This is a genomic window from Actinomadura logoneensis (assembly GCF_003428695.1).
GTDB lineage: Bacteria > Actinomycetota > Actinomycetes > Streptosporangiales > Streptosporangiaceae > Spirillospora > Spirillospora logoneensis.
This window is the reverse complement of the sequence record NZ_QURH01000207.1, coordinates 1-13,248: the sequence shown is the minus strand read 5'-3', so window position 1 is coordinate 13,248 and position 13,248 is coordinate 1. Positions and strand designations below refer to the sequence as shown.

The 13,248-nt window shown below is 73.9% G+C and carries 14 protein-coding genes; 8 read left to right on the top strand and 6 right to left on the bottom strand.

Features of this window, described 5'->3' with window-relative positions; genetic code table 11:
- Positions 1 to 287: 287 nt before the first annotated feature.
- The gene (locus DZF91_RS11540; RefSeq protein ID WP_158587919.1) at positions 288 to 1,862 is read left to right on the top strand and encodes a serine/threonine protein kinase; all 1,575 of its coding nucleotides are present in this window, start codon (positions 288 to 290) and stop codon (positions 1,860 to 1,862) included.
- A gap of 15 nt (positions 1,863 to 1,877) precedes the next feature.
- Here the strand turns inward: DZF91_RS11540 and DZF91_RS11535 are convergent, their stop codons facing one another.
- The 3 genes from DZF91_RS11535 to DZF91_RS11525 are packed head-to-tail and all read right to left on the bottom strand — an operon-like array spanning position 1,878 to position 4,746.
- Positions 1,878 to 3,077 carry a lipid-transfer protein gene (locus DZF91_RS11535; RefSeq protein WP_117357472.1) on the bottom strand — a complete coding sequence of 400 codons (1,200 nt, stop codon included), beginning with the start codon at positions 3,075 to 3,077 and terminating at the stop codon, positions 1,878 to 1,880.
- The gene (locus DZF91_RS11530) at positions 3,074 to 3,535 is read right to left on the bottom strand and encodes a Zn-ribbon domain-containing OB-fold protein (protein ID WP_199486563.1); all 462 of its coding nucleotides are present in this window, start codon (positions 3,533 to 3,535) and stop codon (positions 3,074 to 3,076) included. The genes DZF91_RS11535 and DZF91_RS11530 overlap by 4 nt, the downstream gene beginning before the upstream one ends.
- Positions 3,532 to 4,746, bottom strand: coding sequence for an MFS transporter (locus DZF91_RS11525; RefSeq protein ID WP_117357468.1), 1,215 nt, complete (start codon positions 4,744 to 4,746; stop codon positions 3,532 to 3,534). The genes DZF91_RS11530 and DZF91_RS11525 overlap by 4 nt, the downstream gene beginning before the upstream one ends.
- Before the next feature lie 80 nt (positions 4,747 to 4,826).
- On the opposite strand from DZF91_RS11525, the gene DZF91_RS11520 reads away from it, so the two are divergent.
- The 5 genes from DZF91_RS11520 (at position 4,827) to DZF91_RS11500 (ending at position 9,155) form a co-directional block, all read left to right on the top strand.
- The gene (locus DZF91_RS11520; RefSeq protein ID WP_117357467.1) at positions 4,827 to 5,720 is read left to right on the top strand and encodes a LysR family transcriptional regulator; all 894 of its coding nucleotides are present in this window, start codon (positions 4,827 to 4,829) and stop codon (positions 5,718 to 5,720) included.
- Between the two features lie 58 nt (positions 5,721 to 5,778).
- Entirely contained in the window at positions 5,779 to 6,546 is a 768-nt protein-coding gene (locus DZF91_RS11515; RefSeq protein WP_117357466.1) for an SDR family oxidoreductase, read from the top strand.
- 9 nt (positions 6,547 to 6,555) lie between these two features.
- Positions 6,556 to 7,515 (top strand): LLM class F420-dependent oxidoreductase, encoded by a 960-nt coding sequence (locus tag DZF91_RS11510; RefSeq protein WP_117357465.1) that lies wholly within the window; start codon positions 6,556 to 6,558, stop codon positions 7,513 to 7,515.
- 192 nt (positions 7,516 to 7,707) lie between these two features.
- On the top strand, positions 7,708 to 8,793 hold the full coding sequence (locus DZF91_RS11505) for an alpha/beta hydrolase (protein WP_117357464.1): 1,086 nt from the start codon (positions 7,708 to 7,710) through the stop codon (positions 8,791 to 8,793).
- A 68-nt stretch (positions 8,794 to 8,861) separates the two neighbouring features.
- On the top strand, positions 8,862 to 9,155 hold the full coding sequence (locus DZF91_RS11500) for a Fe-S cluster assembly protein HesB (protein WP_117357463.1): 294 nt from the start codon (positions 8,862 to 8,864) through the stop codon (positions 9,153 to 9,155).
- A 55-nt stretch (positions 9,156 to 9,210) separates the two neighbouring features.
- Here DZF91_RS11500 and DZF91_RS11495 read toward each other — a convergent pair whose 3' ends face one another.
- The 3 genes from DZF91_RS11495 to DZF91_RS11485 are packed head-to-tail and all read right to left on the bottom strand — an operon-like array spanning position 9,211 to position 11,653.
- Complete coding sequence (locus DZF91_RS11495) at positions 9,211 to 9,399, bottom strand: hypothetical protein (protein WP_117357462.1); 189 nt, start codon at positions 9,397 to 9,399, stop codon at positions 9,211 to 9,213.
- Positions 9,400 to 9,452: 53 nt separating this feature from the next.
- A complete protein-coding gene (locus tag DZF91_RS11490; protein ID WP_199486562.1) occupies positions 9,453 to 10,547 on the bottom strand; it encodes a hypothetical protein in 1,095 nt (364 codons plus the stop codon).
- Positions 10,544 to 11,653, bottom strand: a complete 1,110-nt coding sequence (locus DZF91_RS11485; protein WP_117357461.1) for a phosphotransferase family protein — start codon at positions 11,651 to 11,653, stop codon at positions 10,544 to 10,546. Before DZF91_RS11485 ends, DZF91_RS11490 begins: the two co-directional genes overlap by 4 nt.
- A 215-nt stretch (positions 11,654 to 11,868) precedes the next feature.
- Between DZF91_RS11485 and DZF91_RS11480 the strand changes: the two genes are divergently transcribed.
- Positions 11,869 to 12,510, top strand: a complete 642-nt coding sequence (locus tag DZF91_RS11480; protein ID WP_117357460.1) for an MBL fold metallo-hydrolase — start codon at positions 11,869 to 11,871, stop codon at positions 12,508 to 12,510.
- Positions 12,507 to 13,178: an HAD family hydrolase gene (locus tag DZF91_RS11475; RefSeq protein WP_328589157.1), complete on the top strand. Its 672-nt coding sequence runs from the start codon at positions 12,507 to 12,509 to the stop codon at positions 13,176 to 13,178. Before DZF91_RS11480 ends, DZF91_RS11475 begins: the two co-directional genes overlap by 4 nt.
- The last annotated feature ends 70 nt before the right edge of the window (positions 13,179 to 13,248 follow it).

Below are 13,248 nucleotides of genomic sequence, written 5' to 3'. Positions count from 1 at the left end.
GCCCCCCTCGGAAGCGCGCGCCGGCGCGGGCCCGGTCTCGGCCGTCGTGACGGCCGGTCCGGCGGCGGAGGTGCCGTTCCCCCCGGACGCACCCTCCGCCGCCGGAGTCCTGGAGTGCTCGTCGTCCGCCATCCCGGGATCCCTCGCAACCTTTGAACTGACCGGTCAGTACAAAAGGTTACGCGGGGAGATGGTTGAAACGTCCAGTAATCCGGGTGAGCTTCACCACCCGTCCCTCTGGCCGCCGCCGCCACGCCCTGGGAGGATCGGCCCGGGAGGTGCGCGAGGTGGAACCCCTGCGACCAGGTGACCCCGCCGAGATCGGCGGCTATCCCGTGCTGGCCCGCCTGGGCGCGGGCGGCATGGGCCAGGTCTACCTCGGCATCAGCGCAGGTAAACGTCATGTGGCCCTGAAAATGATCCACGACGGCCTGGACGCGCCTGACGCCCTCGCCCGGTTCCGCCGCGAGGTGGCCACCGCCGAGCGCGTCCGCAGCCGCTACGCCGCCTCGATGGTCGCCGCCGGCCTCTCGGTCCCGCCGTACTGGCTGGCCACCGAGCACGTCCCCGGCCCCACCCTGCGGCAGGCCGTCGAACGCCACGGCCCGCTGCCCCCGTCCCTCTGCCTCTCCCTCCTCGCCGCCCTCACCCGCGGGCTGGCCGAGATCCACGGCCAGGGCGTCCAGCACCGCGACCTCAAGCCGGGCAACGTCATCCTCGCCCCGGACGGGCCCAAGCTGATCGACTTCGGCATCGCGCGCGGCTCCGACCAGACCCAGATCACCCGCACCGGCGCCTGGGCGGGCACCCCCGGCTACGTCGCGCCCGAGGTGATCCGCGAGCAGGACCAGTCCTTCGCGGCCGACGTCTTCTCCCTGGCCGGGACCGTCGCCTTCGCCGCCACGGGCCGTCCGCCGTTCGGCCGCGGCCCGGTCGAGGCCCTGCTGCACCGCACCCTCACCGGCGACATCGACGTCGCGGGCGTCGAACCGCGCCTGGCCTCCCTCATCCGGATGTGCGCGGAGAAGGACCCGCGGCGGCGCGTCCAGCTTCCCCGCCTGCTCGAACTCACCGCCGACGCCGTCCCGCCCGCCGCCGACCCCGCCTACCGCGCCGTCGCCGGGACGGGCGAGCACCTGCCCCGCGACCGCGCCGAGGCGGTCACGATGGGCCTGGCCCCTGCGGCGCCCCGTCGATCCCGCCTCCTCCTGCCGATCCTCGCCGCCGGCGGAGTGGGCGCGGTGGCGGTCGCGGTCGCGCTGGTCGTCCAGTACGCCCCCTTCGGCAACCGGGCGAACGGCGGCACCCCGTCCCACCAGGCGGGCGCCCACTCGTCCACTCCGTCCGGAGCCGGAGCGGGCGGTTCCGGAACGCCGCCGTCCGCGACGACCCCCGCCAACGGCGTCCCGCCGGACGACTTCCTCGTCCAGGCACTCGACGACCACTTCCAGAACGTGAAGTGGCAGGGGCCGGACAAGCCGTGCAGCCCCACCTCGCGAACCGAACCCGGCGCGCCCGACGGCCTCCAGACCAGCGCGCCCCGCTCGACCTCGGAGGTCAAGGCCGGAGGGACGACGACCCTCTCCGCCAGGTTCAAGTACGAACGCCCGTCGCCCTACTACGTCGCCGCCCAGGTCCGCCAGCCCGCGTCGATGACGGGCAGCGACTCGGACGGCGTCGTCACCAGCGGCCCGAAGCTCCTGCCCACGGACGGCACCTACGCGGACTTCACCTTCCCGTCCGACTTCAAGCGGAAGAAGCCCGCCGAGCTGGTCAAGGGCGACTACACGGTGATCTGGCTCCACGTCCGCCCCAACGGCGACGCCTACTACCTCGGCTGCGACGGCTTCACCGTCGGGTGAGGGGGCGGTGCGGCGTCAGGTGGTCGCGATGATGGCGGAGCCGTGGCCGAAGAGGCCCTGGTTGACGGCGATGCCCGCGCGGGGGTTCTCGACCTGGCGGCCTTCGGCGCGGCCCCGGAGCTGCCAGGTGAGCTCGCAGACCTGCGCTATCGCCTGGGCCGGGATGGCCTCGCCGAAGCAGGCCAGGCCGCCGGACGGGTTCACCGGGACCCGTCCGCCGAGGGCCGTCGCGCCGGAGCGGAGCAGGGCCTCGGCCTCGCCCTCCGCGCAGAGGCCGACGTCCTCGCACCAGTCGAGTTCGAGCGCGGTGGACAGGTCGTAGACCTCGGCGAACGACAGGTCGGACGGTCCGAGGCCCGCCTCCTCGTAGGCGGCGTGGGCGAGCGCGGCGCGGAAGGGGCGGTCCGGCGGCGGGACGGTCATGGCCGAGTCGGTCGCGAAGTCGGGCAGGTCGAGGACGGTCTTGGGGAACGTCGGGGTGACCGTGGAGAGGCCCGCGATCCGGACCGGGTCCGTGACGCCGTGGCGGCGGGCGTAGTCGGCGGAGGCGAGGACGAGGGCCGCGCCGCCGTCGCTGGTGGCGCAGATGTCCAGCAGGCGCAGCGGATCGGCGACGACGGCGGACGCGCGGACGTCCTCGACCGTGACCTCCTTGCGGTACCGGGCGTTCGGGTTGGCCAGGCCGTGCCGGGCGTTCTTGACCTTCACGGCGGCGAAGTCGTCGGTGGACGCGCCGTACAGCGCCATGCGGCGGCGGGCGTACAGGGCGAAGTAGGTCGGGTTGGACGCGCCGAGCAGCCGGAAGCGCAGCCAGTCCGGGTCGTCGGGACGGTCGCCGCCGACGGGCTTGAAGAAGCCCTTCGGGGTGGTGTCCGCGCCGACGACCAGGGCGACGTCCGCGAGGCCCGCGAGGATCTGGGCGCGGGCGTTCGCGATGGCCTGCGCCCCGGACGCGCACGCCGCGTAGCTGCTGGAGACGCGCGCGCCCGTCCAGCCGAGCGCCTGCGCGAAGGTGGCGCCCGAGACGAAGCCGGGGTAGCCGTTGCGGATGGTGTCCGCGCCCGCGACGTACTGGACGTCCGGCCAGGTCAGTCCGGCGTCGGCGAGCGCGGCGCGGGCGGCGGCGAGGCCGTACTCGACGAAGTCGCGGCCCCACTTGCCCCACGGGTGCATGCCCGCGCCCAGGACGACGACGTCGTTCGTGGTCGGGCTCATCGCACGGGCCTCCACATCCAGACCGTGTGGACGGCCTCGTCGTCCTCGAAGAGCACGCCCTCGGTGAGCTCGACCTCCATGCCGACGGCCAGGTCGTCCACGGTGACCTCGGGGACGGCCTGCCCGAGCACCACCATCCGCTCGTCCGCCAGCTCGACCGCGACGATCGCGAACGGGCGGAACGGCTCGGCGGGGACGTACGGGGGCGGCGGCTGGTAGCGGGCGTCGGTGTACGACCAGACCCGGCCGCGGGGGGAGAACTCGTGGGGGACGAGGTCGGAGCCGTCCCTCGGTCCGGGGCAGCCGGGGTTGCGGCAGGCCAGGGCGTTGCGCGGGAAGTAGGGGGTGCCGCAGGACGCGCAGCGCGTGCCGAGCAGGCGCGTCACGCCGTCCGCGGTGGTGAACCATCCTTCGGCGGCGGGCCGCCGCTGCCTCGTGTCGGGCCGGGTCTCGCTCACCCGCGCAGCTTACCAACCAAGCGCACGCTCAAATCAAGGGTGGCCGCGGCGGCGAACGCGACCCCGTACAGGGCCAGCACGTAGAGGGCGGTGGCCGTCCAGTGGCCGTGCTCGAACGCCACCCCGCCCGCCGAGCCGCCGATCGAGCTGCCGAAGTAGTAGGCGAACAGGTACAGCGCGGACGCCTGGGCGCGTCCGGTGCGGGCGCGCAGCCCGACCCATCCGCTGGCCACCGCGTGCGCACCGAAGAAACCGCAGGTGAAGACCAGCAGGCCGACGCCGACCAGGACGAGCACCGGCGGCAGCGTGAGCAGCAGGCCGGCGGCGGCGAGCGCGATCGAGCCGAGCAGGACGGGCCGCTTGCCGAGCCGGTCGGCCGCCGTCCCGGCGCGGGCGGAGAACGCCGAGCCCGCCAGGTTCGTCACCGCGATCAGCGACACCAGGGCCATCGGCAGGTGGAACGGCGCGTCCAGCAGCCGGTAGGTGAGGAAGTTGTAGACGGTCACGAACCCGGCCATCACCGTGAGGGCGACGAGGTAGAGGCGGCGCAGGCCGGGGTCGCGGAGGTGGGCGAGCAGCGGCCGGTAGTCGACGCGTCCGGGGGTGAAGAAGCGGGACGGCGGCAGCAGCGCCCAGAACGCGAGCGTGAACCCGAACGCGACGAGCGCGGTGGCCGCGAGCGCCCAGCGCCAGCCCGCGAAGTCCGAGACCACCCCCGGGACGAGCCGTCCGAGCACGCCGCCGATGCCGGTTCCGGCGACGTACCGGCCCATCGCGCCGCCCAGCGACGCGCCGTGCACCTCGTCGGCGAGGTAGGCCATCGCGACCGCCGGGACGCCCGCGAGCGCGACCCCCTGCACCGCCCGGACGGCCGCCAGCTCGGCGAACGTCGAGCACAGCGGGATCACCAGCCCGACCAGCGCGGACGCCACCGACGACACGATCATCACCCGCGTCCGGCCGAACCGCTCCGACAGGGAGCTGACCGGGACGACCGCGAGCGCGACCGCGCCGGTCGCGAGCGACACCAGCAGGCTGGCGCGCGCGGGGGAGACGGCGAACGCCTCCGAGAGCTGCGGCAGCAGCGCCTGCGTGCAGTAGAGGGACATGAACGTGGTCAGCCCGGCCGCGAACAGGGCGAGGTTGATCCGGCGCAGGCCGGGCGAGCCGGTCCGGTGCCGTTCGAGTGGGGGTTCGAGGACGGCGGTCATGCCCAGCAGCCTGCGTCCGGCCGGAGCGATGCGTCCAATGACAGTGTTGCCGCTGATCGATGCGTGGTACGCATGAAGGCATGGACCTGCAGACGGTGCGCTGGTTCCTGGCCGTCGCCGACCACGGCCATGTGACCAACGCCGCACAGGAGCTGCGCGTCTCGCAGCCGGGCCTGTCCCGCGCGATCGCCCGGCTGGAGCACGACCTCGGCGTCCCGCTGTTCGACCGGGTGGGGCGCGGCGTCGAGCTGTCCCCGTTCGGGCGGGTGTTCGCCGAGCACGCGCGCCGCCTGGCCGCCGAGGAGGAGGCCGCGCGGCGGGCCCTCGCGCAGGCCGCCGACCCGACCCGCGGGGAGGTCGCGCTCGCGTTCCTGCACACCCAGGGGCCGTCGTTCGTGCCCGACCTCGTCCGGCGGTTCCGGGAGACCCGGCCGGGCGTGACGTTCCGGCTGATCCAGGACCGCGCGGGGCGGATCACCGCCGCCGTCCGGGACGGCCGCGCCGACCTGGCGATCACCAGCCCGCGCCCGGCCGGGACGGACCTCCAGTGGCGTCCGCTGGTGACCGAGCGGCTGCTGCTCGCCGTCCCGGAGGGGCATCCGCTGGCGCGCCGCCGCCTCGTCCGGACGGCGGAGCTGGCGGGGGAGCCGGTGGTGGCGTTCCAGCAGGGCACCGGGTTGCGCGCGATCGCCGAGGAGATGTTCGCGGCGGCCGGGATCGCGCCGGAGATGCCGTTCGAGGGCGAGGAGTCGGCGACCGTGCGCGGGCTGGTCGCGGCGGGGCTCGGCGTGGCGGTCGTCGCGCCGCCGCTGCCGGGCGAGGCGCACGGGGTCGCGCACGTCCGGCTCGCCGACCCGCTGGCCGTCCGTACCATCGGCCTGACCTGGTCGGACGCCCGGTCCAGGCCGCCGGTCGCCGAGGCGTTCCGGCGGTTCGTGCTCACCCCGGGGCAGACCCCGGATCCAGATAACTGACTCGTCAGTTACTTCGGTACAGTGCAACCGAGCCAGATTCGATCGAGGAGTGCAGCACATGCGGACTGGACTTGAGGGCAAGACCGCGCTCGTCACGGGCGCGTCCCGGGGGATCGGCAGGGCGATCGCGACCGCGTTCGCCGCCGAGGGCGCCAACGTGGTGCTCTCCTCGCGCAGGCAGGAGGCGCTGGACGAGGTCGCCGCCGAGATCCGCGCCGCCCACCCCGGCGTCGGCGTGCTCGCCAAGGCCGCCCACGTCGGCGACGCCGAGGCCGCCGCCGCCTGCGTGGACGCCGCCGTCGCCGAGTTCGGCGCCCTGGACGTCCTGGTCAACAACGCCGGCACCAACCCCTACTTCGGGCCGATGGCCGACATCACCCCCGAGGCCGCCGCCAAGACCGTCCAGGTCAACCAGTTCGCCATCGTCCAGTGGACGCAGCTCGCGTGGAAGGCGTCCATGGCCGAGCACGGCGGCTCGATCGTCAACATCGCGTCCGTCGGCGGCCTCGCCACCGAGCACGGCATCGGCTACTACAACGCCACCAAGGCCGCCGTCATCCACATGTCCCGCCAGTTCGCGATGGAGCTGGCCCCCAAGGTCCGGGTGAACTGCATCGCCCCCGGCCTGGTCAAGACCGCCCTCGCCCGCGCGCTGTGGGAGAACAACGAGGAGCAGATCAGCAAGTTCATGCCGCTCGGCCGCATCGGCGAACCGGAGGACATCGCGAACGCCGCCGTCTTCCTCGCCGGGTCCGCGTCGTCCTGGATGACCGGGCAGACCATGGTCGTCGACGGCGGCGCGATCATCCGCCCCTCGATCGCCTAGGGGGACGCGATGCCGCGCTGGGGACTGACCCTTCCGCTGACCGGCGTCCCGCTCGCCGAGCACGCCGCGCTCGTCGCCGAACTGCCGTCGCTCGGCTACACCGACGCGTGGTCGGCCGAGACCAACGGCGCCGACGCGTTCACGCCGCTGGCGCTCGCGTCCCAGTGGGCGCCCGAACTGCGCCTCGGCCCGGCGATCGTGCCGGTCTACACGCGCGGGCCCGCGCTGCTCGCCCAGCAGGCCGCGACCCTCGCCGACCTCGCGCCCGGACGGTTCGTCATGGGCATCGGCACCTCGTCCGACACGATCGTGCGGCGCTGGAACGGCCTCCCGTTCGAGGAGCCGTACAAGCGCGTCCGCGACACCCTGCGGTTCCTGCGCCGCGCGCTCGCGGGCGAGAAGGTCACCGAGGACTACGACACCTTCTCGGTCAGGGGCTTCAAGCTGGAGCAGGCCCCGGCGACGCCGCCGCCGATCGTCCTGGCGGCCCTGCGCCCCGGGATGCTGCGGCTGGCGGCCCGCGAGGCGGACGGCGCGATCACCAACTGGCTCGCGCCGAAGGACGTCCGGACGGTCCGGGCCGAGCTCGGCGACGCGCCGGAGCTGGTCGCGCGGCTGTTCGTCTGCCCCACCGAGGACGCCGCCGAGGCCCGCGCGATCGGCCGCTGGATGATCGCCGCGTACATGACCGTCCCGGTGTACCGCGCGTTCCACGAGTGGCTCGGCCGCGGCGACGCGCTCGCGCCGATGAACGAGGCGTGGGCCGCGGGCGACCGCAAGAGGGCGCTGGAGCTGATCCCGGACGAGGTCGTGGACGACCTGATCGTGCACGGCTCGCCGGCCGCCTGCCGCGCCCGCGTCCGCGAGTACGTCGACAACGGGCTGACCACGCCCGTCCTCGCGGTCGTGCCCGGCGGGGGCCTGTCCGCGCAGGAGGCCGTCCGGGCGCTGGCCCCCGTCAACGACTGACCCCCGCGCCACCGGTCTTCCGTCCCCGCCGCCGCTGTCGGATCGGATCGGATCGGTCACCGGTCCGCCGCCGCGGGGCGGGGCGTCGGTGGCCGCGCATTCACGGCGCGTTCACGCCGGATTCGGACGGGTTCCCTAAGGTCGCGCTGCACCCTCGGGCGAGGTGCGCGTGTCGACGGGGGACCGATCCGGATGTCGCTGTTGGGCTGGCCGTTGCTCGTCCTGTTCGTCCTGGCGGCGCTGGCCGCGCCGCTGGGGTGCCTGGCCGCCTGGAACCGGGTGCCGGGACCGCGCGCGGCGCGGGCGGCGGCGCGGCTCGGGATGATCGCGCTCTGCCAGGCGACCGCGCTGCTGGTCGTCGGGACGCTGCTGAACCGCAGCCTGCACCTGTACCCGACGTGGGCCGACCTGCTCGGCACGGCCGGACGCGGCGGCGACATCGAGGCGGCCGGGCCGACGCTGACCCGGCCCGCGGGCGGACGCGGCCTGGACGAGGGCGGGTTCCGGTTCGACCGCGACAGCCGGACGCACGTCGGGCACCCGCGCGGCGCGGGGTCCGGCATCCGCGCGGAGGTGCGGGTGTGGCTGCCGCCGCAGTACGACGACCCGCGGTACCGGGGGCGGCGGTTCCCCGTGATCGAGCTGCTGCCGGGCTTCCCCGGCTCGTCCTGGACCTGGTTCGGCGCGCTGCACGTCGCGGGCGAGCTGGAGAAGGCGATGCGGAACGGGCAGGCCAAGCCGTACATCCTCGTGTCGCCGACGATCACCGTCGAACCCGGCCGGGACACCGAGTGCGCCGACATCCCCGGCGGCCCGCGCGTCGCGACCTGGCTCACCACCGACGTCCGGACGGCCGTGACGCGCGACTTCCGCGCCCTGCCGGACGCCGGGGCGTGGGCGGCGATGGGGTACTCGACCGGCGGGTTCTGCGCGGTGAAGCTGGCCGAGCAGCGCCCCGACCTGTTCCGCGCGGCGGTGAGCCTGGCGGGGTACTTCACGCCGACCTCGCCCGACATCACCCGCGACCCGAACGCCGTCCGCGCCAACAGCCCGCTGGAGCTGCTGGCGGCGCGTCCGCCCGTGGACCTGCTGCTCGGCGGCACCCGCACCGACCGGGGGACGGCCGCCGCGATCGCCGGGATGGTCGCCCGCGTCCAGCCCCCGACGAAGGCGTTCACCTACGTCCTGCGGAACGGCGGGCACCTGCCGAAGGTCTGGGAGGGCATGCTGCCGAAGGCGTTCGAGTGGCTGACGCAACGGGTCGCCGGGCCGAGCTGAGTGTTTACCGCCCTACGACTCGGGCAGGGGGTGCGGGTCCAGTACCGAAAGCAAAGGAAGTAAAGCTCATGCTGACCCTCACCCACGACGCCGTCCAGGTCATCCGCACCGTCACCGCCGATCCGCAACTGCCGCCCGAGAGCGGCATCCGCATCCAGGCGGGCGTGAACGGCTCCGACACGCTCCAGCTCTCCGTGGCGCCCGCGCCCGAGGCCGGCGACAAGGTCGTCGAGGAGGAGGGCGCGCGCGTCTACCTGGAGCCGACGACCGCGGCGATGCTCGACGAGATGACCCTCGACGCGAAGGTGGACCCGCAGGGCGACGTCGCGTTCACCCTCGCCGACACCGCGGCGGAGGCCTGACCGGCGTCCGCCGCCACCGCGCTCTCCCCGGGCCGGTGCGCCCGGGATGTCCGAGCTAGCGGGAGGCCGCGAGGACGACCAGGAGCACGACCACGCCCAGCGCGAGGGTCGTGAGGACGCAGAACGCGGCGACGACGGCGCAGGCCAGCCCTCTGGGCTGGTCGCGCCAGTTGCCGTAGTGGGCGCGCACCTGCCGGTCCAGCTCCTCCCGCGAGGGTTCGCCCGCGTCCCGTCCGGTGTCCACGGCGGCCAGTCTGGCAGACGGCCGCGGACGTGGCGGGCCGTCCACCGCAAGGCTCACTCCGGGAGAGTGGGATGTGGACCCAGGGCCCAGTATTCGAACAGGCCGAAACCGGTGCGACCCGACCCGTCCCGGTACTCGTAGCGTGCGACGGCGTCCACCATGCCCCACATGCGTGCGGCGTCCTCCGGCACGCGCGTGTCGTAGGCCACGCCCTGGACGACCGTCTCCGGCCCCTGGTACATGCCGTGCTTCCAGTCCGGCTCCAGGCCGTAACCGGTGCCGACCATCAGGTGGACGGGCAGGACCGGCGTCACGCCGATCTCGAACGGGGTGCCGCCCGGCGGATGGAAGCCGAGCGTCGCGGTGACCACGTCCCGCGTGCCCTCGGCGTAGACGGGCCGGTAGTCGAGACGTCCCAGGTGCTCCGGTTCGCGCTCGGGGTCCGGATAGACGCGGACGGCCTCTTCGAGGAGCCGGCGTCCCTTCTCGTCCTCCTGCAGGATGCAGAGCACCGAGTGGTCCTCGAACTGGAACGGCGCGTAGACCCAGTAGAAGGTGCCCGCGTTCTTCACCTGGATGCCGGGCGGCTCCGGCTCGCCCACCGGGCGGATGCCCCAGGAGCGGTCCCGTGATCCCCAGTAGGCGTCGGGCGTGACGTCGATCCGTTCGCCGTCCAGGACGATGCGCCCCGTCCAGCGGCCGGTCTGCGCGAGGCGGCGCGAGTCGAACACGACGCGCTCCTGCCAGCGGATGTGGTGCGGCGGTTCGAGCTGCGCCGGGATCGACGCGTCCCAGGTCAGGTCGAACGACAGGCCGTGCTCCGTCTCGTCCAGGACGACGCGGAGCGTCCGCAGGCCCTCGACGACCTCGACGCGGAACGGGCCGACGCGGGTGTCCATCCGGTTCGCGCCCAGCTCGCGCGACGCCCGGACGACCCGGTGCCACGGCCCGCGCCGCACCACCGCGAACGCGTCGGTCACCCCGAGGTTCGGGTACTGCCCGAGCCCGACGAGCATCATCAGCCCGCCGGACGTGTCGTGCACGTTGAAGTAGTAGCGGTCGTAGAAGTTGCGGTCGGACGTCGCGACGTGCCGCATCACCTCCGGGGCCTGGTGGATCGGGTAGTCGTCCAGCGGCGAGAGCGTCACGCGAGGCCTCCCAGGATGCGGTCCAGCAGCCGGGTGCAGTTGTTGTCGTGCGGGAACGGGTCGTCCGGCCCGATCCAGCCGAAGTCGATCATCGCCTGCCCGATCCGCGCCATGATCACCGAGAACTTGAAGCCGGACAGCACCTCGTAGTACCCCATGTCGCGGAGCGGACGGCCGAGCAGTTCCGCGTACCGGGCGGCCGTCCCGGTGGGGGAGGGGAAGCCCGGCAGCCGCGGCACGCCGATCCCCTCGCTGTGGTGCCGGTCCAGGAACAGGAACCAGGCGAGGTCCTCCTCCGGGGCGCCGAGCACGGCGTTCTCCCAGTCCAGGACGGCGGCGGGCACGCCCTTCCGGAAGATCACGTTGCCGATCCTGGCGTCCCCCCACAGCAGGCGCGGCGCGTCCGGCTCGGCGGGACGGTGCGCGCGCAGCCAGTCGAGCGCCCGCAGCGCGACCTCCTGCGGCCCGCCGTAGGCCCAGTGCAGGTAGTGCTCGTAGTAGTTCAGCCGCTGGTCGAGACCCGTCCGGCCCCAGTGCGGCTGGTCGAGGAAGCCGAGCCCGAGGCCGTCCGGATCGAGCCGGTGCACGCGGGCGAGGACCTCCAGCGAGGACCACCACATCGCCGCCCGCTCCTCCGCCGGGACCTCGGTCACCCAGCCGTCCATGTGGTACGGCGGCATGTCGGTGGGGACGCGGCCCTCGACCCGTCCCATCACGAAGAACGGCGCGCCGAGCGGTTCGGTGGACGGCTCGTACCAGCGGATCGGCGGGACGGGCACGTCGGTCCGCTCGTCCAGCACGCGCATCAGCCGGTACTGCTCGGCGAACCGCGGCTCGGGGAACACCTGGTAGCGGGACGGCGCGACCCGCGCGACCAGCGGCTCGCGCCGCTCGGCGCCGTCCGGGCCGGTCCAGGCGGCGTCGAAGATCAGCGTCTCGGACGAGAACCCGCTGGTCTCGGGCGTCTCGATCGCCGGGACGCGGGCGCACCCGCTGGTCTCGGGCGTCTCGATCGCCGGGACGCGGGCGCCGGGCAGCCGCCCGCCCAGCCACGCGGCCAGCGCGGCGCGGGTCACCTCGGGATCGCGTTGGTCGGGTACCGGCACGGGCGCCTCCGGGGGGCGAACTAGAACGTGTTCTATCAACGCGCCACCCCGGGGTCAACGCCGTCCGCCCCGCGGGCCGGTGGAGCAGGTGCGCCCCGCAGGTCCGGGGAAGCCGCCCGGCAGGTCCGGGGGATGCCGTCCGTCCCGCCGGGTGGTGGCGCGCGCGGCGGCGGGTGGTGTGCGGGGTCGCGGGGCGGGCGTGAAAAAATCGCCCAATGCGTCTCACCAAGCTCGGACACGCCTGCGTGCGGCTCCAGAAGGACGACCGGACCCTCGTCATCGACCCCGGCGCGCTCACGCCCGAGACCGACGCGCTCGACGGCGCGGACGCCGTGCTGGTCACCCACGAGCACTTCGACCACTTCGACCCCGACCGGCTGCGCGCCGCCATGGCCGCCGACCCCCGGCTGGACGTCTGGTGCTCGCGCGCGGTCGCCGCGTCCCTCGCCGACCTCGGCGGGCGCGTCCACGAGGTCGGGCACGGCGACGCCGTCACCGTCGCGGGCTTCGACGTCCACGTCTACGGCGAGGACCACGAGATCCTGCACCCCGACGTCCCGCCGATCCCCAACACCGGCTTCCTGGTGGACGGCGAGGTGTTCCACCCCGGCGACGCGCTGACCGTCCCGTCCGAGACCGTCCGGACGCTGTGCCTGCCCGGCAACGCGCCCTGGATGAAGGTGCCCGAAATGTACGCCTACGCCCGCGCCGTCAACCCCGAGCGCGCGTTCGTCGTCCACGACGGCCTGCTCAACGACGCCGGACTCGGCGTCATGGCCAAGCACGTCGGCGCGGCCGGCGAGGAACTGGGCCGCGACTTCCGCCGCCTCGCCCCCGGTGAGTCGGTGGAGCTGTGACCGACGTGCGGATCGAGGCCGTCTTCTTCGACATCGGCGAGACCCTGATCAGCGAGGGCGAGATCTACGGCCGCTGGGCCGACTGGCTGGGCGTCCCGCGGCACACCTTCCTCGCCGTCCTCGGCGCCTTCATCGCCGAGGGCGCCACGAACATGGACGTGTTCGAGTACTTCCGCCCCGGCTTCGACCTGGCCAAGGAGGAGGCCGCGCGCGCCGAGGCGGGCGTCCCCAACGGGTTCGGGCCGTCCGACCTCTACCCGGACGCGCGCGCATGCCTCGCCGGGCTGCGCGCCCAGGGCCTGTTCATCGGCATCGCGGGCAACCAGCCGGTCGAGGCCGCCGAGCAGCTCGCCGCGCTCGACCTGGACGTCGACGTCGTCGGGATCTCCGACGTGTGGGGCGTCGCCAAGCCCGCCCAGGAGTTCTTCGAACGCTGCGCCCAGCTCGCCGACGCGCTGCCCGAACACGTCCTGTACGTGGGCGACCGGATCGACAACGACGTCCTCCCCGCCGCCGGGTTCGGCATGCGCACCGCGTTCCTGCGGCGCGGCCCCTGGGGCCACATCTTCAACGACCCCGAAGCCGAGTCGGAGGCCACCTTCGTCCTGGACGACCTGGCCTCGCTGCCCGCCCTCGTCGCCGAGTACAACTCTCCCCTAGACGAGTAGTTCCGAAGTTAGTGGTCGTAGGCGATCAGTGATCGTGTGGTGGGTTGTCCGGTGCGGTGGTTGTGCCAGA

What these genes read in the sequence shown, in the direction of transcription:
- DZF91_RS11520 (WP_117357467.1), top strand. Translation starts at nt 4,827, where the DNA reads ATGGACCTGCAGACGGTGCGCTGGTTCCTGGCCGTCGCCGACCACGGC.
- DZF91_RS11480 (WP_117357460.1), top strand. Translation starts at nt 11,869, where the DNA reads ATGCGTCTCACCAAGCTCGGACACGCCTGCGTGCGGCTCCAGAAGGAC.
- DZF91_RS11505 (WP_117357464.1), top strand. Translation starts at nt 7,708, where the DNA reads ATGTCGCTGTTGGGCTGGCCGTTGCTCGTCCTGTTCGTCCTGGCGGCG.
- DZF91_RS11535 (WP_117357472.1), bottom strand. Translation starts at nt 3,077, where the DNA reads ATGAGCCCGACCACGAACGACGTCGTCGTCCTGGGCGCGGGCATGCAC.
- DZF91_RS11500 (WP_117357463.1), top strand. Translation starts at nt 8,862, where the DNA reads ATGCTGACCCTCACCCACGACGCCGTCCAGGTCATCCGCACCGTCACC.
- DZF91_RS11525 (WP_117357468.1), bottom strand. Translation starts at nt 4,746, where the DNA reads ATGACCGCCGTCCTCGAACCCCCACTCGAACGGCACCGGACCGGCTCG.
- DZF91_RS11515 (WP_117357466.1), top strand. Translation starts at nt 5,779, where the DNA reads ATGCGGACTGGACTTGAGGGCAAGACCGCGCTCGTCACGGGCGCGTCC.
- DZF91_RS11510 (WP_117357465.1), top strand. Translation starts at nt 6,556, where the DNA reads ATGCCGCGCTGGGGACTGACCCTTCCGCTGACCGGCGTCCCGCTCGCC.